Raw genomic sequence first — 19,888 nt, forward strand, 5'->3', positions numbered from 1 at the left:
AGGTGCAGGTTAGATGAAAAAAGCAATATTATATATAAATCAATTCTTTGGACAAATAGGTGGAGAGGACAAAGCGGACTTTTCTCCAGAAATAAGAGAGGGTTTAGTTGGACCTGCTCTAGAATTAAGTAAACAGCTCAAGGATACGGAAGTTACTCATACAATAATTTGTGGAGATAACTTCATAGGTTCCAATGAAAAAGAAGCTGTAGAAACAATATTAGGGTTTTTAGAGGGAAAAGAGTTTGATATATTCTTCGCTGGTCCTGCATTCCAAGCTGGTAGATATGGAAATGCATGTGGAGTTATATGTAAAGCTGTAAAAGAAAAATTTAATGTACCAGTTATATCTTCTATGCATATCGAAAATCCTGGAGTAGAGATGTTCAAAAAAGATGTCTACATATTCAAAGGCGGAAATAATGCTGGAAGAATGAGAAAAGATATAAAGGCTATGGCTGACTTTGGAAATAAGATACTAGCAGGTGAAGAGCTTTTATCTGCAGAAGAAGAAGGATATTACGGAAGAGGAAAAAGACATCAGGTTTGGCTTCAATCAGGAAAACCAGCTGCTGATAGAGTAGTAGAAATGATGATAAAGAAATTAAATGGCGAAGAATTTGAAACCGAATTACCTATTCCTAAAATGGATAGAGTACCAATAGCACCAGCTATTAAAGATTTAAGTAAAGTAACTATAGCTTGCGTAACAACTGGTGGTATAGTTCCTGTGGACAACCCTGATAGAATCCAATCTGCTTCAGCAACAAGATGGGGTAGATATGATATATCAAATTTAGACAATTTAGAGGGTGGAGTATTCAAGACAATCCACGCAGGATTTGACCCTGCAGCAGCAGATGCAGATCCAGATGTAATAGTTCCATTAGATGCTTTAAGAGCATACGAAAAAGAGGGTAAGATAGGTAAGCTCCATGAGTACTTCTATTCCACAGTTGGAACTGGAACTACTCAAGGTGAGGCTGCTAGAATGGCAAGAGAAATTATTGTACATCTAAAAGAAGCAAATGTAGATGCAGTTGTACTAACTTCCACCTGAGGAACTTGTACACGTTGCGGTGCAACAATGGTAAAAGAAATCGAGAGAGCTGGATTCCCAGTTGTTCAAATGTGTAATTTAATTCCTGTAGCAACAACAGTAGGTTCAAATAGAATAGTTCCAACAATATCCATTCCGTACCCATTAGGAAATCCTGCAGATTCTAAAGAGGCACAATGGAAACTAAGATACCATAGAGTTGGGGTGGCTTTAGACTCTCTTGCAACTGATATTCAAGAGCAAACTGTTTTCAAAGTAAAAATCTAAAAATGGATTTATCCGATGACTACCCGCTCTAATACTCCCGCGCACTCTGTTAAAGCGAGAGTAAAGAACGACTACGTCCCTGGATAACGATTTCTAAGTGGCAAAGCCACTAAGAACTCTGTTTACCTCAATAGTAAGTAAATATTATTGAAATATTGAAAAAAAGAAGGTGCGGTATGAATAATATATATGATGTTATCATTTTAGGATCTGGACCAGCAGGACTTTCCGCTGGATTATATGCAGCAAGAGCAAGATTAAAAACTTTGATACTTGAAAGAACTAAAGTAGGAGGACAAATTGTAATTACAGACGAGGTAGCCAATTATCCTGGATCAGTAAGAGAAGCTACAGGTCCAAGCTTAATTGCTAGAATGGAAGAACAAGTTGAAGAGTTTGGTGCTGAAAGAAAAAAGGACAATATAAAAGAAGCAGATCTTAGTGGGAAAATTAAAGTATTAAGAGGAGATAGCGAAGAGTATAGGGCTAAAAGCATAATTATTGCCACAGGAGCAACACCTAGACGTATTGGATGCCCTGGAGAAAATGAGTTAATTGGCAAAGGAGTGTCTTATTGCGCAACTTGCGATGCAGACTTTTTTCAGGATTTAGAGGTTTTTGTAGTTGGTGGAGGAGATTCAGCTATTGAAGAGGCTATATACCTAACAAAGTTTGCAAGAAAAGTAACAATAGTTCACAGAAGAGATGAATTAAGAGCAGCAAAATCTATACAAGAAAAGGCTTTCAAAAATGAAAAAATCCATTTTATGTGGGATTCTGTTATCAGTGAGATAAAAGGTAATGGAATATTAGAATCAGTAGTTTTCAAAAACACTAAAACAGGTGAAACTCATGAGTATTTTGCGAGTGAAGATGATGGAACCTTTGGAGTATTTGTTTTTGTCGGTTATATTCCTATGAATAATTTATTTAAAGAAGAAATTACTTTAAGTGAAGCTGGATATATAATTACTAATGATAAGATGGAAACAAATATAGAAGGCGTATTTGCGGCAGGGGATATAAGAGAAAAACCTTTAAGACAGGTTGTTACAGCGGCAGCAGATGGAGCTATAGCTGCTGTACAAGCAGAAAAATATATAGAGAACAATTTTTAAGAATAAAACCTACTCTATAAATGAAAGGTGGCAGTCAATATGATAATTGTGGATAAGGATAGCTTTAGTCCCGAAGTGTTAGAAGCTGAAGGCTATGTGCTTGTAGATTATTTTGGAGATGGTTGTGTACCATGCCAAGCTTTATTGCCAGATGTAGAAGCATTAGCTGAAAAGTACCAAGATAAGGTGAAATTTTGCAAACTAAATACTACTAAGGCTAGAAGACTAGCAATTTCCCAAAGAGTACTTGGACTTCCAACAATCTCACTATATAAAAATGGAGAGAAAATTGAGGAAGTAGTAAAGGAAGATGCTGCAAAAGCAAGTATTGAGTCAATGATTATGAAACATATAAATCTTTAATTGAATTGAGGAGGAAAAGTTATGAGTTTATTAGAGGGAAAGAAAGTAATTGCAATAGGTGACAGGGATGGAATTCCAGGCCCAGCTATTGAAGAATGTGCTAAAAGCGCTAAAGCAGATGTTGTATTTGCTTCTACAGAATGTTTTGTTTGAACAGCCGCAGGTGCTATGGATCTGGAGATCCAACAAAGAGTAATTGATTTAACTTCAAAATACGGTGCTGAAAATGTGATCGTAATGCTAGGAGGAGCTGAGGCAGAGGCTTCAGGACTATCAGCAGAAACAGTAGCTTCAGGAGATCCGACTTTTGCAGGGCCGCTAGCAGGAATTGCATTAGGTCTTGGTGTATATCATGTAGTAGAACCAGAAGTTAAAGGTGAATTTGATCCAGCTGTTTATGACGAACAATGTGGAATGATGGAAATGGTTTTGGACATTGATGAAATTATTGGTGAGGTAAAGACTGTTAGAGATCAATATTCAAAGTATAACAAATAGACTGCACCAACTTTAATAACTTAAGAATGGCATGCAGAAATGCATGCCATTCTTAAGTATATTATAACTAAAAATAGTGAATGGAGGTTTTAAAATGAGTTTTCCAGTTATAAAGAAAGCATCTTATATTTTAGTAAATGCACCAGATATGGTAATACATAATGGTACTACACAAACTTTAGAAAGAGAGACTAACCCTGATTCAGAGTACTTAAAGGAGTTAAAAAATCATTTAAGAACATTTGATCAAGTTGTAGATTATGCTCCAAATCAAACATATATAGGAAATATGACTCCAGAAAAGCTCGGAGAATTAAAGAGACCTTGGTATAATGGTGTAATCGAAAATGCTAATAGATTTGGCAAATTTGGTGAAATAATGCCTCAAGATGAGTTCTACGGATTACTAAAAGTTTCAGACGTATTTGATTTAGTAATTCTTGAGAAATCATTCACAGCAGCAGTTAAAGAGAAGTTTGAAGAGCACCCCTTATTAAATACAAAGGTTGAGGGATTAAAAGAGGGAGAAGAGTTATCAGCAATTGAAACTTTAGTAGAAAATGGAGTAGCTGAAGGTTTGTATAATGCTGGAACTTTAGTAGGATGTATTAAAAGAGCACATGAATTTGATAGTAACTTATCATCACATATAATGGTAGAGAATTTAGTAGTTAAGGCATCTGGAGTACTAGCTCTAATGTACTTAATAAAAAGTTCAGGTATAGATGTAAATGAAGTTGGATATTTAATAGAATGCTCAGAAGAAGCAATAGGAGATATGAATCAAAGAGGCGGTGGAAACACTGCTAAAGCTTGTGGAGAAATAGCAGGAATCAAAGGAGCTACAGGAGTGGACATGAGAGGTTTCTGTGCAGGTCCAAGCCATGCTTTAATAAATGCTGCAGCACTTGTAAAAGCGGGAATACACAAGAATGTAATAGTGTTTGCTGGTGGAAGTACAGCTAAACTTGGAATGAACGGAAAAGATCACATAAAGAAAGGTTTATCAGCTCTTGAAGATTGCATTGGAGGCTTTGCAGTTCTAATTTCTGAAAATGATGGAGTAAGTCCAGTTTTAAGAACTGACGTAATTGGAAGACATACTATAGGACATGGAGCAGCACCACAAGCTGTTATAGAAGCCTTAGTATCAGAACCTTTAGCTAGAGTTGGAATGAAAATTACAGATGTAGATAAATTTGCTCCAGAAATGCAAACTCCAGATCTTACTGAGCCAGCAGGAGCAGGAGATGTTCCAACTCAGAACTATAAGATGATAGGAGCGCTTGCTGTTAAGAGTGGACAATTAGATAGAAAAGAGTTGCCAAACTTCGTAAAAGAACATGGATATCCTGGATATGCTCCAACTCAAGGACATATTCCATCAGGAGTTCCAATAGTAGGACATGGTGTAGACCACATAATGGATGGAACATTAAACAACTTCATGATAATAGGTAAAGGAAGTCTTTTCTTAGGAAGAATGACAAACCTATTTGACGGAGTATCTATACTTGTAGAGAAAAATACTGGAGCTACAGAAGAAGCTTCAGGAGTTTCAAAAGATGAAATTAAGAACATGATAGCTGAGGGTATGAAGAAGTTTGCAGAGGAAATTCTAAAATAAATTAAAGTGGACAGTTGACAGTAAAGGAAGGTTTTCCACCTTGTGTTGGAAAATAATTGATTTCTTGAAGGCTCGTTTTACCAAAGGTAAAACATTGCTGGTTTAATCTAAACCAGGCTTTAACTTAAACTTAATTTTACGAAAAGTAAAATTAAAGGTTAGTTTAGGGATTTTCGTAGCGTAGCGGAGAAAAATCAACCATAACTGTCAACTCTCAACTTAAAAGGGGTGATTTTTGTGGATGCAACTAAAAAGATAGTAGCAGAGGTTTTTAGTGAAATAGCAGAGGGAATAACGAGTGGAAGCTTCGGAAAAAGAGTTAAAATTGGGTTAACCACTTTTGGCTCAGAGCATGGCGCTCTAGAGATGGCAAAAGCTGCAGCACTTGCGAAGAGTAAATATGATGATTTTGATATAGTTTTAATTGGACCTAAGGTTGAAGGTGATTTTGAGGTTGTTGAAGTCAGCAATGCTGAAGAAGGACATAAAAAAATGGTAGAACTTTTAGATAACAAAGTAATTGATGGATGTGTAACTCAGCACTTCGATTTTCCAATAGGAGTTTCAACAGTGGGAAAGCTAATAGCTCCGGGTTTAGGAAAAGAATTAATAATTGCTACAACTACAGGAACAACAGCCACTCACAGAGTTGAGGGAATGATAAAAAATACAATAAATGGCATAGCTGTTGCGAAGGTATGTGGTATTAAAAATCCAAACGTTGGTATTTTAAATGTGGATGGCGCTAGAGGAGTTGAAAGAGCTCTCAAAGAGCTACAAAGCAGAGGATATAATTTTACTTTTAGTGAATCCCTAAGAGCAGATGGCGGTTCGGTTATGAGAGGTAATGATTTACTTGCAGGAACACCTGATGTTATGGTCTGCGATTCATTGACAGGGAATTTATTAATAAAGATATTTGCTTCATTTACAACAGGAGGTAACTATGAAACTGTTGGATATGGTTATGGTCCAGGTGTTGGAGAAGGTTATGACAAGATAATAAACATAGTATCTCGTGCTTCTGGTGCTCCGCTAATTTGTGAAGCTTTAAAGTATTGCGCTATTTCTGCAAAGAATAACTTAATACAGCTTGCTAATGATGAATATAAAAGTGCCAATGCTGCAGGATTAAAAGAGATAATAGGAAAAATACTTGAAAAAGATAAGCCAGCAGCTGCAGTAGAAGAAGTTAAAATGCCACCTAAAAAGGTAGTAACATACGGAATACCTGGAATTGATATTCTTGAGCTTGAAAATGCTTGTAGAGCACTTTGGAAGGAAGGTATATATTCTGAAAGTGGAATGGGATGTACTGGTCCAATAGTTTTGGTAAGTGAAGAGGAAAGTGAAAAGGCTGTCAATTTACTTATAAAGAATGGATTTAAGTAATACTAGTAAAATTTTTAGTTGAGAATTTACAGTGAGAAATGGCTTAGGCTAAACACTGTTAGTTCTCAACTATTTATTGCTATAGAAAATTAGATAAAAATTAGGGTTCGATGAGGTTTTAAATAATAATTCAAGGAGAGAAATGCAAGTGATAGAAGAGTTTAAAAAATATCTAATATATAAGGAACGGAAAAGCCCTAATACAACTAAAACATATTCTAGATGTATACAAGAATTTATTAACTGGTACTCTAATGATACAAATAAAGAACTTTTAAAATTGGATGGGGAAATAATTGATAGTTATAAGAATTATTTAATATCTGTAAAAAGGAAAAAAACGCAAACTATTAGAGTTGGAATCTGTGCATTGGCTATGTTTAATAGGTTTTTCTATTATAAAAATGCACCTAAAAATTATATTCAAAGTGAAAAATCTAAAAATATTGGGTAAATATATTTGTTGTATAAGTTGTACAAGAATTATATTTAAAGATGTCGAATTATTTTGATAATTGCAGAGGGGTATTATGGAAACAACTAAAGTTATTTCATCTCAAAAATCACCTAGGAAATATACAAGACGTAAAAACAAAAGTAAGATGACTCAATATGAGAAAGCAGTTGCTAAAATTTGCAGTGGACAAATAGAATGGCAAGATGCATTGAAAATAGAAGATATGAATGACTTATTAAACTTAGGATATCTTCCAGCGGAAACTGGTTATTGCATCATGCCCGATGGGACTGGTTTTGTCGCTAATATAACTAAGATGAAAAATGTTACTCCAGAAATGTTTGATTGGTGGTTTGCCTGGCATGGACTGAAACCTATAAGATTTAAAATGTGGAATAAAGAAGAACATTTTGATATTAAAACAACTAACATAGAACAAATACTAAATCCAAGTTTATCTCTAAAGGAGAAACTATGGGGAGTTACGCATACTATAACTAGAGATATAGGCTTTGGCCCAGAGAAAATCCATGTAGATTATATGTCTCAGGGAGAACTTGGATTTGATATAAATCGTTTTAGAGAACCTTACGTTTCATCAGTAATAGGAGGAAATACTGATTCTTCTGTTATGTGTCATTTTGTTCGTAGAATTGAAGATGGTATTGAAGTGCGTTCACGTTTTTGGATAGGATATCAAATTATAAATAAAGAACCAGTGAAGATATTGCCTGATGGAACTAGTATGCTTTCTAGAGCAGTTAAACGGTTAGCGCTTCATTGTATAAAGGATTATGAAAGTTTAGCGAAGATACTGCCTTTAATTTATTATGAAGAGCGAAATAAATGGAGATAATTTGGATTGTCTCAAAAGTAGTACATTTATGTATCGGTAATTATACGCAAATGTACTACCGATAAAATTAGAATACAGAATTTGAAGTCAAATAGCTTATAGTATAAAGGGGTAAACTGTACCCTATAAGATAGCACAGCCTCTTTTCTGTGTCTACCCTACAGGGTACAGTTTGCCCCTTTTAAATCATGCGGATTTACATCTAAATGAATCTATTATGTGACTTATGTAGCTTAATGTTTTTTCTGTAGCTTCTTCAATTGTATAGTCATATTGATTTTTTAGTACTTTATAAAGAATGCTATGATAAATTAATAAAATCATTTCATTAATTTGCTCTAAATCTTTTTCTTGTATAAAACCCTCATTAGCACATGCCTTTAGGATAGATAGATTTCTATCATAAATCTTTTCACCTAACAACATTGGAAGTAATTCTGATGACTGGTTACTTAGCCCATCAGAAAAAATATCAAAATAGTTTTTTATTGAGCTATTTGAAGGATTAGCTCTCTCTTCGAAAAAAAGATTGTAATAAGCTTTTGGATTAGCATAAGAATGATAACAAAAGTACTTCCATATACTCATAAAAGTATCTAAAGCGTTAGTACACTTTTTAACATAATTATGAAGATCATGAGCATAATCTTCTAAATACTTTATTGAACTAAAAAATATTAATTCATTTAGGGTGTTAAAGTAGTTGTAAATTGTAGCACTATTATATCCTGCTATATCAGAAACTTTTCTAATAGTTACAAAGTCAATGCTCTCTTCTTTTATTATTTTGTGAACTGCATCTATAAAATATTTCATCATTCGTTTCTTTTGAAAAGTTTTCTTGTCCATTTCCATTGAAATCACCATCTTGTCAAAATTTTCATTAACTAGTAAGCATAAATGATTATACCTTAAATCTATATTTTTTAAAAGAGCAGTTTTTCTATTATAAAAAATAATGGATAGTATTAATAATTTCTATAATATAAATTTTAAACACATACCCTAAACATTGAAAATAAGAGACTTTAATGAATTATTTGAATTTTTTATACAGCTTATTAGTTAATTTTATAACAATAATAAACATGATTATAAAGTAATCATGTTTACAAATAAGCATGAATTGTGATAATATTTAATCAAATAGCGCTGTTAAATTATTTAAGTGTGTGAAAACCATGGTTTATTTGTAAATATATACATAAAGGGGTGGAATATAGGTGAAATTAGAAATTGGAAATTTTCATGTAAAAGATATCGTTTTTGGAGAAAAGACTCGTTATGAAAATGGAATTTTAACAATAAACAAGAAGGAAGCACTAGATTTTGTTTTGGAAGATGAACATATAGCAGAAGCAGATTTATTAATTGTAAAACCAGGGGACAAGGTTCGTTTAGTGCCTGTAAAAGAGGCAATTGAGCCAAGAGTAAAGGTAAACGGCAACACTTTGTTTCCAGGAGTAACTGGAGATGTTGTTCCAGTAGGTGAAGGAAGAACACATGCTCTTAAAGATTGCAGCTTATTAGTTGTTGGAAAGCACTGGGGAGGCTTCCAAGACGGATTAATAGATATGAGCGGAGAAGGTGCAAAGTATACTTACTATTCTCAGTTAAAGAATATAGTACTTGTAGGAGATACAGACGAAGATTTTGAAAAGCATGAACAGCAAAAGAAAAATAAAGCATTAAGATGGGCAGGACATAAACTAGCTGAATATATAGGAAGCTGTGTTAAGGATTTAGAGCCTGAAGATGTTGAAACTTTTGAGTTAGAACCAGTTATAAAAAGATCAAAAGAAGTTCAAGATTTACCATCTGTTGTATTTGTAATGCAGCCTCAATCCCAGATGGAAGAAATGGGATACAATGATTTAGTTTACGGATGGGATGCAAATCATATGGTTCCAACTTTTATGCATCCAAATGAAGTTTTGGATGGAGCAGTGATTTCCGGAAGCTTTATGCCTTGTTCCTCAAAGTGGTCAACCTATGATTTTCAAAATAACCCAACTATTAAAAAACTTTATGCTGAGCATGGAAAGACACTTAACTTCTTAGGAGTAATTATGTCCAACCTTAACGTAGCATTAGAGCAAAAGAAACGTTCAGCTTTATTTGTTGCTCAAATGGCAAAATCCTTAGGAGCAGATGGAGCTATTGTTGCTGAAGAAGGATATGGAAATCCTGACGCAGACTTTATAGCTTGCATAGTTGCACTAGAAGAGGCAGGAGTTAAAACTTGCGGTATTACTAATGAATGTACAGGACGAGATGGAGAATCTCAGCCATTAGTATCGTTAGATGTAAAAGCAGATGCTATTGTATCAACTGGAAACGTTTCAGAGTTAATAGAGTTACCTCCAATGGAAACCGTTATAGGTGAACTACAGTCATTAGCTAGAGATGGTTTGTCTGGTGGATGGGCAAACGATGAAATATTAGGGTCTTCAGTAAGAGAAAATGGTTCAATTATTATGGAGAACAACGCAATGTTCTGTGGAGATCAAGCTTGTGGATGGTCACCAAAAACAATGAAAGAATTTTAAGGAGGTGCAGGTTAGATGAAAAAAGCAATTTTATATATAAATCAATTCTTTGGACAAATAGGTGGAGAGGATAAAGCAGATTTTTCTCCAGAAATAAGAGAGGGTTTAGTTGGACCTGCTTTAGAATTAAGCAAACAGCTTAAGGATGTAGAAGTTACTCATACAATTATTTGTGGAGATAACTTCATGGGATCCAATGAAAAAGAAGCAGTAGAGACAATATTAGGATTTTTAGAAGGTAAAGAGTTTGATATATTCTTTGCAGGCCCTGCTTTCCAAGCTGGAAGATATGGAAATGCATGTGGAGTTATATGTAAAGCTGTAAAAGAAAAGTTTAATGTACCAGTTATATCTTCTATGCATATAGAAAACCCGGGCGTTGAGATGTTTAAAAAAGACGTATATATCTTCAAAGGTGGAAATAATGCTGGAAGAATGAGAAAAGACATAAAGGTTATGGCTGACTTTGCAAATAAAATATTAAGCGGCGAAGAACTACTTTCAGCAGAGGAAGAAGGATATTACGGAAGAGGAAAAAGACATCAGGTTTGGCTTGAATCAGGTAAACCAGCTGCTGATAGAGTAGTGGAAATGATGATAAAGAAATTAAAGGGTGAAGAATTTGTAACAGAGCTGCCTATTCCTAAAATGGATAGAGTACCAATAGCGCCAGCTATTAAAGATTTAAGTAAAGCAACTATAGCTTGTGTAACATCTGGTGGTATAGTTCCTGTGGACAACCCTGATAGAATTCAATCTGCTTCAGCAACAAGATGGGGTAAATATGATATATCAAATTTAGACAATTTAGAGGGTGGAGTATTCAAGACAATCCACGCAGGATTTGACCCTGCAGCAGCAGATGCAGATCCAGATGTAATAGTTCCATTAGATGCTTTAAGAGCATACGAAAAAGAGGGTAAAATAGGTAAACTGCATGAGTACTTCTATTCTACAGTTGGAACAGGAACTACTCAAGGTGAGGCTGCTAGAATGGCAAGAGAAATTATTGTACAACTAAAAGAAGCAAATGTAGATGCAGTTGTATTAACCTCCACCTGAGGAACTTGTACACGTTGCGGTGCAACAATGGTAAAAGAAATTGAAAGAGCTGGATTCCCAGTCGTTCAAATGTGTAATTTAATTCCTGTAGCAACAACAGTAGGTTCAAATAGAATAGTTCCTACAATATCTATTCCTTACCCATTAGGAAATCCTGCAGATTCTAAAGAAGCACAATGGAAACTAAGATACCATAGAGTTGGTGTGGCTTTAGACTCGCTTGCAGCTGATATTCAAGAGCAAACTGTTTTTAAAGTAAAAATCTAAATCAGTTAAGCAGAGAGCCAAAATCTATGATTTTGTGCGAATCGCTTACTCATTCGACGAAAGGAGAAGGAGTTTCATATAACTAAATAGGCCTTGCCCAAATGGATGAGGCCTATTTAGATTAGTTTTGCGAAGGGGGAAAATTAATTATGTCAAATGAACAAAAATCAAAAGACCGCTCGGTTCTGTATGTTTCTGCAGGTATAGCTCTGGTATTCGTAGCATTTAGTATAATTCTGCCTTCTCAAATGGCTAAAGCAGCCAATGGCGTGTTATCATTTTTAACTACTAGTTTTGGTTGGTTATATCTTATATCAGTATTTGTCTTTACAATAGTTATATTTACTATTGCTCTCAGCCGCTTTGGTAGTATCAAGCTAGGGGCGGATGATGAAAAACCGGAATTTACAAATTTCCAGTGGTTTACTATGCTATTTGGAGGAGGAATGGGTATCGGAATGGTTTTCTGGTCAATTGCTGAACCGATGACTCATTATATGGCACCGCCTATAGGACAACCAGGGACTGAGCAAGCTATGCATGATGCCATGAGGATTGTATTTAATGATTTTGGTATTCATGTATGGATTATTTACGCGGTTTGCGGTTTAGCCCTGGCTTACTTCCAGTATAGAAAAGGTCTTCCTTGCTTAATCAGCTCAGCTTTTTATCCAATTCTTGGTGATCGCATTCGCGGACCTATTGGTAAAGCCATCGATGTATTAGCGGTATTTGCGACGATGTTTGGCGTAGCAACTAGCTTGGGACTGGGGGCTGGTCAGATTGCTACAGGAATACAATATATATGGGGAATTAAAGCGACGCCTGGTATTACTGCTATTATTATCGCAATCATGACAGCGATATTTACGCTTGCGACTGTATCCGGGCTGCATAAGGCGATGCAGGCTGTTGCTGACGTGAAGGTATGGCTTTCAATTGGATTTATGGTATTTATTTTCCTGTTTGGTGGAATGGTATTTATACTAAATATTTTTACTCACACGCTTGGTGATTATATTCAAAACTTTATGGGACAGAGTCTGTGGATGGGTAATATTGAATGGACTAAAGCCTGGCCGGTATTCTACAGAGCTTGGTATATTGCGTGGGCAGCATTTGTAGGTCAGTTCATAGCACGTGTTTCCAGAGGCCGTACTATTCGTGAATTCATACTTGCATCAGTATTCCTACCTTCCGGTTTCTGTCTTATATGGATTGCAATCTATGGGGGAGCTGCGTTTAATCTAGATGCATTGTCACAGGGTACCATTCAGGCAGCGGTTAAAACCGATGTTTCAACCGCTTTATTTGCAACGTTGCAGCATCTACCGCTCTATTTCATCACTGCGCCGCTAGCGCTTATCCTGATCATCGCGTCCTTTGCAGGAGCTGCTAATTCAGCTACGTATGTATTGAGCATGCTGACATCTGGAGGAGACCTAAATCCAAGTAAAAAACTGTGCGGGTTTTGGGGAATTGTTCAGGGAGCCGTTACTATAATGATTATTCTAGTAGGAGGCACTGCTGCGATAAAGACACTTCAGACCGCTTCTATTGCTGCTGCATTTCCATTCATGCTGATTATGCTCGTCATGTGCTATAGCATATACAAGGCTCTTCGGGAAGAGGAAGTTGAAGGAGAAATAGTAGTATCTAAAAATGGTGAACTAAAAGTAGATTTACCTCAATAGTTTCTGCTTAGGTATGTTATAGGAGGTAAGAAGTGAATAATGTCGTAGAACAATTTATAAAGCAATTTGTGAAAAACTATTCACAGATAAAAGGTATTCAGACAAAATGGAAAGAGCCTTTAGTAGCGTATGCAGATGCAGAAGATAAAATGTTTAACGAGCTTAAAAAGATAGTGAGTACTTCACATGCGCTACCTAAAGATTTTTTACTGGAAGCGAAAACTGTGGTGGCATATTTTATACCTTTTGATGATGCTATAGTTAAAAGCAATATAGACAGAAGAGAAAGTTCAAAAGAATGGGCCATAGCATATATAGAAACCAATCAACTAATATTAGATATCAATGCTTACATTAATAAAGAATTGAAAAGCCTAGGTTACAATTCTAGCATTATACCAGCAACACATAATTTCGATGAAGAAAAACTAATTAGTGATTGGTCTCATAGACATGTTGCTTTTATCGCTGGATTAGGTAACTTTGGGATAAATAATATGCTGATTACAGAAAAAGGATGTTGTGGGAGAGTTGGTAGTTTTGTAACGGATTTGAAGATAAATCCTACGAAAAGAGAAAACAGAGAGTATTGTCTATATAAACATATGAACCTATGTAAAAAATGTGTAGATAGATGTGTAAATAATGCTTTACAAGTTGAGAGTTTTGATAGACACAAGTGTTATGAAATGTGTTTGGACAATGCTAAAATCCATTCTAATATTGGTTTGTCGGATGTTTGTGGTAAATGTTTAGTCGATCTTCCTTGTTCTACTAAGAATCCGGTTAAACATAATTAGTTGATAAGAATAATTTCTAAATAAGATATTAGGGAGGATAAGCTTCACCTCTTTAATATCTTAATAATATTAAGTATTAAAAAACTTCCAACAATCTCATTATATAAAAATGGAGAAAAAATTGAGGAAGTAGTAAAGGAAGAGGCTACAAAGGAAAGTATTGATGCAATGATATCAAAATATATTTAAATATTAAAATATATTTTATATAAATAAAAGTTTAAAAAAGGAGGAGAAACAATAAGTCTATTCGAAGGTAAAAAAGTTATTATCGTTGGAGACAGAAATGGTATACCGGCTCCAGCAATAGCTCAATGTTTAGATGGAACAGGTGCAGAAATTGTATTTGCTTCAACAGAATGCTTTGTCTGAACAGCAGCAGTCCAGTTAGGCCTAGGCGTTTATCATGCAGTATAACCAGAATTTAAAGACACTGTTAATCCAGAAGTATATGATGAACAAATTGGAATGATGGAAATGGTTCTTGATGTAGATGGAATTATAGCAGAAATGTCTTCAATAAGAAACAAATTTTGTAAGTTTATTTAGGATGTAATTAAAAAAATAAATTGTTAATGTCACTCTAACCCAAATAATAATAAAAACCCTAATAAATGGATGATAGTACTATCATCCATTTATTGTAGTCTCAGAAGTGTGAAAATGAATTGTCCGGTAGTAAAGTGTGGAATATAATTTAGCTAAGTAGATATTAAATTTCATTTGTGTTTACGAGAAAAGCACTTTTTAAAAATAATTTTAGTGCTTTTCCTCAAAGTGAGAGTATTAGGGCGGCTATGTCCTCGAATAATGAGTTCTTTGCATCAGGTGGAGTTAAAACTCCATCTGATGCAAAGAACTCTGTTTATAAAAACATATGTGATAATGGTGATATGGAAAGGTTTCATATCATAAACTAATAATAGCTACTCTATTAAAATTAGGATCTGTTTAAGACTATAAAGATCAAACGCTTATTGGTACATTCTCATACATTATGTTGTGATACAAAGTTAAAAGGCTTCAAGGTTAGAACCCCTATATATCTGATTTGATATGGCGAAAACCGTTATATAGAGTTACAATCGTTGAAAAATACGTCTTAACTGGATTTGCCGGTATTAAATCAGTTTTTGTTATAATACGGATATGAGTATAGATAGAGGAGATAAAGGCAATGAATAACAAAGTTATTGAACTAATTATAGACTACGTAATGAATTGTAAAGAAAATAAAGGAACTGAATCAGATTGGAGAGAACCAGTTATTGGCTTTGCAGATGCTGATGATCCTATGTTTTTAGAGTTTAAAGAATTAATAAGTCCTTCTCACGCACCACCAATTGAGTTCATAACTGATGCTAAATCTATAATTGTATTCTTTCTTCCTTTTCAAGAAGAAATTATAAAGAGTAATATTGGTAATATTGAAAGTTCAAGAGCATGGGACATTGCAAATATTGAAACAAATAGTCTCATTATGGATATAAATAAATATTTGCATGATAAGATAACAGAAATGGGATATACTTCTACTATTTTACCACCTACTTATAATTATGATGCAGAAAAACTAGTTAGTGATTGGTCACATCGCCATGTAGGATATATTGCTGGCATCGGAACATTTGGGATAAACAATATGTTTATAACTGAAAAAGGATGCTGTGGTAGAATGGGAAGCATTATTACGAATATGCCTTTGATTGCTACTCAAAGAAAGAAACAAGAAAATTGTCTATATAAATACAATGGAACATGTAAAAAATGTGTTGAAAATTGTGTAGCTAGTGCAATCCCTACTGAAAATGGATATCCTTTTGTAAATAAAAAAAGATGTAACGAACAAATTTATAATGATAACATACCAGAGTATTCGATAGGTTTAGGAGATGCATGCGGTAAATGTATGTGTAATGTACCATGTTCTTTGAAAAATCCTGTGCGAAGTTAAAGTGCGATAGTTCTAAAATGGCACATCATTATTAAATATATTACAATATCAACATTACTCTTGAACATAACCAAAAATTAAAATGCGGGGTGTTACTAAATGATAAGAGAATCAAAAACTAATAACTCACGATTTTTATCTGTGGACTGTTTACGTGGACTTGTAATGGTAGTAATGGCACTGGATCATGTACGTGAATATTGGCACAAAACTTCCCTATCGACTACTGACATCGCTCACACGACCCTTGCACTATTCATGACTCGTTGGATTACAAACTTTTGTGCTCCTGTTTTTGTCTTTCTGGCTGGAGTAGGGGCTTCTTTATCACTTATCCGCGGAAAAACAAAGAAACAACTATCTAAATATCTTCTTACTCGTGGATTTATTCTAATACTACTGGAATTATTGTACTTATCGAAGATAATATCAATACCTATCAAGCTTCAAATGCCTATCTCTTCAAATATTATTATATTGGAAGTAATCTGGGTATTAGGTTGCTCTATGATTATTCTTGCGGGATTGATCTGGCTGCCGGATTATTTAATATTAATCTTTGGCGCTCTGACAGTTGTTGGCCACAATGCATTGGATGGCATAAAAATTACGAGCCCTATGAGCCTTAATTTTTTATGGAGCATTCTCCATGCCCAAAACCTAATCCCTCTTTCTCCTAAAACGGTTATATTAATATCTTATCCGTTGATACCTTGGGTTGGGGTAATGGCGCTGGGATATCTCTGCGGAAAATTATTTTTACACGAACAGACTGAGCGAAGTCGCATACTCATCCGTCTTGGTGTTATATTAACAGCTATTTTCATTATCCTAAGGGCACTAAATATATACGGTAATCCACAGCCTTGGACTGTTCAACAAAACGGAATCCTCACTGTATTGTCATTTTTGAACTGCCAGAAGTACCCACCATCACTGCTATTTTTACTCATGACATTAGGGCCAAGCATAATTATTCTTGGACTGCTTGAAAGAAAGACACCACATATATTAACCCCTATTATCCTTTTTGGAAGGGTCCCCCTTTTCTATTTCCTTGTTCATTTGCCGTATATTTGTCTTCTGTTACTTTTAAGTGGACTAGTTCGATTCGGCTTGTCGGCAAGTAACTTATTAGTAAGTGCTCAAACTTCTCATTTGTATATGGTTTATTTTATTTGGATTTTAGTAATGCTTTCTATGTATCCTATCTGTCGATGGTATGCGCATATCAAAAGAGAAAAAACTTGGACGTGGCTTAAGTATATTTAATGCATTATAGGGAAAAATTAGAACCAGACAACAAAATACAATTTTATAGTAAAATATTTTTAAAAAAAAGAATGGCTGCCAGCAACTACTATGTTGGCAGATTTTTTTATGAGGAAAAGCATTCGGTTTAAGCTGCTTTTATATTTTATTTTGATTATATTACTTCCTATAAGTACGTTAGGAATCTTAGGAAATATGATTTATAGTAGGCCTATCGAGAATGAAACTAATAAACATACCATTCGAATGATATAACCAGTTAATTTCAATGTAGAATTTTATATACGAGATATGGAAAATGCAATAGATTTTAAGAAAGCTTTTCCAGATAGATTTTTTGATATGGGAATAGCTGAAGGTAATATGATGTCAACAGCGGCTGGATTATCAACTTGTGGAAAAATACCTTTTGTAAGTCCCTTTGCTATATTTGCCACAGGAATAATGGTAGAAAAAGCATTAGAAGCTCATGATATTTTAGATAGAGAAGGAATAAAAGTAAGAGTTATAAATATTCACACTATAAAGCCTATAGATTCTGAAGTTATAATTAAAGCAGCTAGAGAAACTAGCGCTATTATTACTGCGGAGGAACACCGCATAATAGGAGGACTTGGTTCAGCAGTATGTGAAGTACTAAGTGAAAATCATCCCGTTCCAGTGTTTAGAGTTGGTATTAATGACAGCTTTGGTGAAAGTGGAAAACCAGAAGAACTATTGAAAGCATATGGTTTGACTACGAATGAACTAGTGGAAAAAGTTAAGGGGGCATTAGAGTTTAAATAATTATTTATGGATATTTGTTTTCGTTAAAATATGTTTGTATGGATACCTATTACAAGCTTGTCGTAGAATAGCCATGTGGTATAATTCAATCTATAGTAATTTAATACAGAGGTGGCAACATGGATAAAAAGTGGTTAAATGTAAAAAATGGAACAGATATTAGAGGAGTGGCAATTAGGAATGATGATAGAGAGGTAAATATTACAGATGAGATGATCTGCAGTATATCAAAAGCATTCGCAGTTTTGATATCTAGAAAGAAAAGCAAAAGCTTAAAGGAACTAAAAATATCTGTAGGTATTGACTCTAGAATAACTAGCAGAAAAATAAAAGAAATTTTAATAAAAGAAATTCAAAGTCTAGGGTGTTTTGTATACGATTGCGGAATATGTTCAACTCCTGCGATGTTTATGAGCACAGTTGTTGAAGGGCACCGCTTTGATGGTGCTGTAGAAATAACAGCAAGTCATCTTCCATATTACTACAATGGATTTAAGTTCTTTACAGATAAAGGTGGATTTGAAAGTAAAGATATTACTGAACTGCTTGAGATAGCAGAAAAAGGTGATTTTACGGAAAGTAATTGTGACGGTGAAATAACTAATCTCAATTTCTTAGATATATACAGTGACTTTTTAGTAAATAAAATAAGAGATGGTATAAATGATAGAAATGATAAGTTTAAACCATTAAAAGACTTTAAAATAGTAGTTGATGCTGGAAATGGAGTTGGAGGCTTTTTTGTAGAAAAAATCTTAAAACAGTTAGGTGCAGACACTTTTGGAAGTCAGTTTATTGAACCAGATGGAGCATTTCCAAACCATATACCAAATCCTGAGAATAAGGAAGCAATGGAATCAATCAAAAAGGCTACATTAAAAAATAGTGCTGATATAGGGATTATTTTCGATACTGATGTAGATAGAGCAGCTGTAGTTGACCATAAAGGGAATGAAATAAATAGAAATCTGTTAATTGCTTTAGCATCTGCTATTGTACTTGAAGAACATCCAGGTTCTGTAATAGTTACGGATTCCGTTACAAGTAATGGACTTAAAAAATTTATAGAAAGTCATGGAGGAATTCATCACAGATTTAAAAGAGGATATAAAAATGTTATTAATGAAGCTATAAGGCTTAATCAAGAAGGTAAGGAGTGTCACCTTGCTATTGAAACTTCTGGGCATGCTGCCTTAAAAGAAAATTATTTTTTAGATGATGGCGCATATTTAGTGGCTAAAATTCTCATAAAAATGGCTCAAATAAAAAATGAAAGTGGAAAAAACTTGTCAGATTTAATCTCTGATTTGGAAATACCATATGAAAGTGTAGAACATAGAATTAAAATTAGTTGTGAAGAGTTTAAAGATTATGGTTTGTCTATTCTAAAGGATTTAGAAGAACATATTAAAGAGATTGATGGTTGGAATATTGAGCCTAATAACTATGAAGGCATAAGGATAAATTGTAATAAAGAAAACGGTGATGGATGGTTTTTATTAAGATTATCTCTTCATGAACCTGTTATGGCACTAAATATAGAGTCAGATAAAGAAGGTGGCGTTGATTTTATAATGTCAAACTTAACTGAGTTTTTAAAGAAATACGATAAGTTAAATCTATAAATTTAATAGAGTAATATAGATAAATCAACACAAAGATAGACTTACACCCCAGGATATATTAGCAATTCTTCAGCATCATAAATACTTTTAATTCGTCTAAAGCTCGAATTCGAGAAAAGCTAAGAAGATTTGATAACTCGCTTACACTCAGACAATCAAATCTTCTAAACTTTTCTCAAATCCTTCGCTAAGACTCATGAAAAAGTATTTAAATGTGCTTCAGAATGACTAATATATCCCT

The 19,888-nt window shown here is 34.3% G+C and carries 17 protein-coding genes and 3 pseudogenes; 19 read left to right on the plus strand and 1 reads right to left on the minus strand.

Annotated elements, in window-relative coordinates; all coding sequences use genetic code 11:
• Positions 1-13: 13 nt before the first annotated feature.
• The 8 genes from grdH (AC0N0V_RS03150) to AC0N0V_RS03185 all read left to right on the plus strand — a co-directional run bounded on the left by grdH (AC0N0V_RS03150) (position 14) and on the right by AC0N0V_RS03185 (position 7,638).
• Complete coding sequence (gene grdH / locus AC0N0V_RS03150) at positions 14-1,327, plus strand: betaine reductase selenoprotein B (RefSeq protein WP_474462074.1); 1,314 nt, start codon at positions 14-16, stop codon at positions 1,325-1,327.
• Positions 1,328-1,503: 176 nt separating this feature from the next.
• A complete protein-coding gene (gene trxB / locus AC0N0V_RS03155) occupies positions 1,504-2,445 on the plus strand; it encodes a thioredoxin-disulfide reductase (RefSeq protein ID WP_474462075.1) in 942 nt (313 codons plus the stop codon).
• Positions 2,446-2,484: 39 nt separating this feature from the next.
• Complete coding sequence (trxA, locus tag AC0N0V_RS03160) at positions 2,485-2,808, plus strand: thioredoxin TrxA (protein WP_474462076.1); 324 nt, start codon at positions 2,485-2,487, stop codon at positions 2,806-2,808.
• 21 nt (positions 2,809-2,829) lie between these two features.
• Positions 2,830-3,306 carry a glycine/sarcosine/betaine reductase complex selenoprotein A gene (gene grdA / locus AC0N0V_RS03165; protein WP_474462077.1) on the plus strand — a complete coding sequence of 159 codons (477 nt, stop codon included), beginning with the start codon at positions 2,830-2,832 and terminating at the stop codon, positions 3,304-3,306.
• Positions 3,307-3,400: 94 nt separating this feature from the next.
• Positions 3,401-4,933: a glycine/sarcosine/betaine reductase complex component C subunit beta gene (grdC, locus tag AC0N0V_RS03170; protein ID WP_474462078.1), complete on the plus strand. Its 1,533-nt coding sequence runs from the start codon at positions 3,401-3,403 to the stop codon at positions 4,931-4,933.
• A gap of 237 nt (positions 4,934-5,170) precedes the next feature.
• On the plus strand, positions 5,171-6,325 hold the full coding sequence (gene grdD, locus AC0N0V_RS03175; protein ID WP_474462079.1) for a glycine/sarcosine/betaine reductase complex component C subunit alpha: 1,155 nt from the start codon (positions 5,171-5,173) through the stop codon (positions 6,323-6,325).
• A 148-nt stretch (positions 6,326-6,473) separates the two neighbouring features.
• A complete protein-coding gene (locus AC0N0V_RS03180; protein ID WP_474462080.1) occupies positions 6,474-6,779 on the plus strand; it encodes a phage integrase N-terminal SAM-like domain-containing protein in 306 nt (101 codons plus the stop codon).
• A 76-nt stretch (positions 6,780-6,855) separates the two neighbouring features.
• Positions 6,856-7,638 carry a DAPG hydrolase family protein gene (locus AC0N0V_RS03185; protein WP_474462081.1) on the plus strand — a complete coding sequence of 261 codons (783 nt, stop codon included), beginning with the start codon at positions 6,856-6,858 and terminating at the stop codon, positions 7,636-7,638.
• Between the two features lie 186 nt (positions 7,639-7,824).
• Here AC0N0V_RS03185 and AC0N0V_RS03190 read toward each other — a convergent pair whose 3' ends face one another.
• Positions 7,825-8,493: a TetR/AcrR family transcriptional regulator gene (locus tag AC0N0V_RS03190; protein WP_474462082.1), complete on the minus strand. Its 669-nt coding sequence runs from the start codon at positions 8,491-8,493 to the stop codon at positions 7,825-7,827.
• Between the two features lie 368 nt (positions 8,494-8,861).
• Between AC0N0V_RS03190 and AC0N0V_RS03195 the strand changes: the two genes are divergently transcribed.
• From AC0N0V_RS03195 to AC0N0V_RS03245, 11 genes and pseudogenes are all read left to right on the plus strand, one after another.
• Positions 8,862-10,187: a glycine/sarcosine/betaine reductase component B subunit gene (locus AC0N0V_RS03195; RefSeq protein WP_474462085.1), complete on the plus strand. Its 1,326-nt coding sequence runs from the start codon at positions 8,862-8,864 to the stop codon at positions 10,185-10,187.
• 15 nt (positions 10,188-10,202) lie between these two features.
• Positions 10,203-11,516 carry a betaine reductase selenoprotein B gene (gene grdH, locus AC0N0V_RS03200; protein ID WP_474462086.1) on the plus strand — a complete coding sequence of 438 codons (1,314 nt, stop codon included), beginning with the start codon at positions 10,203-10,205 and terminating at the stop codon, positions 11,514-11,516.
• A gap of 149 nt (positions 11,517-11,665) precedes the next feature.
• Positions 11,666-13,210, plus strand: coding sequence for a glycine betaine uptake BCCT transporter (locus AC0N0V_RS03205; protein ID WP_474462087.1), 1,545 nt, complete (start codon positions 11,666-11,668; stop codon positions 13,208-13,210).
• 32 nt (positions 13,211-13,242) lie between these two features.
• Positions 13,243-14,010 (plus strand): epoxyqueuosine reductase, encoded by a 768-nt coding sequence (locus AC0N0V_RS03210; RefSeq protein WP_474462088.1) that lies wholly within the window; start codon positions 13,243-13,245, stop codon positions 14,008-14,010.
• An 84-nt stretch (positions 14,011-14,094) separates the two neighbouring features.
• Positions 14,095-14,199 (plus strand): annotated as a pseudogene (locus AC0N0V_RS03215) (thioredoxin); the annotation flags it as partial.
• 51 nt (positions 14,200-14,250) lie between these two features.
• A pseudogene (locus AC0N0V_RS03220) lies at positions 14,251-14,559 on the plus strand (hypothetical protein).
• A gap of 176 nt (positions 14,560-14,735) precedes the next feature.
• Positions 14,736-14,930, plus strand: a complete 195-nt coding sequence (locus AC0N0V_RS03225; RefSeq protein ID WP_474462090.1) for a hypothetical protein — start codon at positions 14,736-14,738, stop codon at positions 14,928-14,930.
• Between the two features lie 257 nt (positions 14,931-15,187).
• Positions 15,188-15,964, plus strand: a complete 777-nt coding sequence (locus AC0N0V_RS03230; RefSeq protein WP_474462091.1) for an epoxyqueuosine reductase — start codon at positions 15,188-15,190, stop codon at positions 15,962-15,964.
• A 99-nt stretch (positions 15,965-16,063) separates the two neighbouring features.
• Positions 16,064-17,236, plus strand: a complete 1,173-nt coding sequence (locus AC0N0V_RS03235; RefSeq protein ID WP_474462092.1) for an acetyltransferase domain-containing protein — start codon at positions 16,064-16,066, stop codon at positions 17,234-17,236.
• A gap of 306 nt (positions 17,237-17,542) precedes the next feature.
• A pseudogene (locus tag AC0N0V_RS03240) lies at positions 17,543-18,022 on the plus strand (transketolase family protein); the annotation flags it as partial.
• A 119-nt stretch (positions 18,023-18,141) separates the two neighbouring features.
• On the plus strand, positions 18,142-19,647 hold the full coding sequence (locus AC0N0V_RS03245) for a phosphohexomutase domain-containing protein (protein WP_474462093.1): 1,506 nt from the start codon (positions 18,142-18,144) through the stop codon (positions 19,645-19,647).
• Positions 19,648-19,888 lie beyond the last annotated feature (241 nt).

Source organism: Clostridium sp. CS1-1 (genome assembly GCF_056135525.1).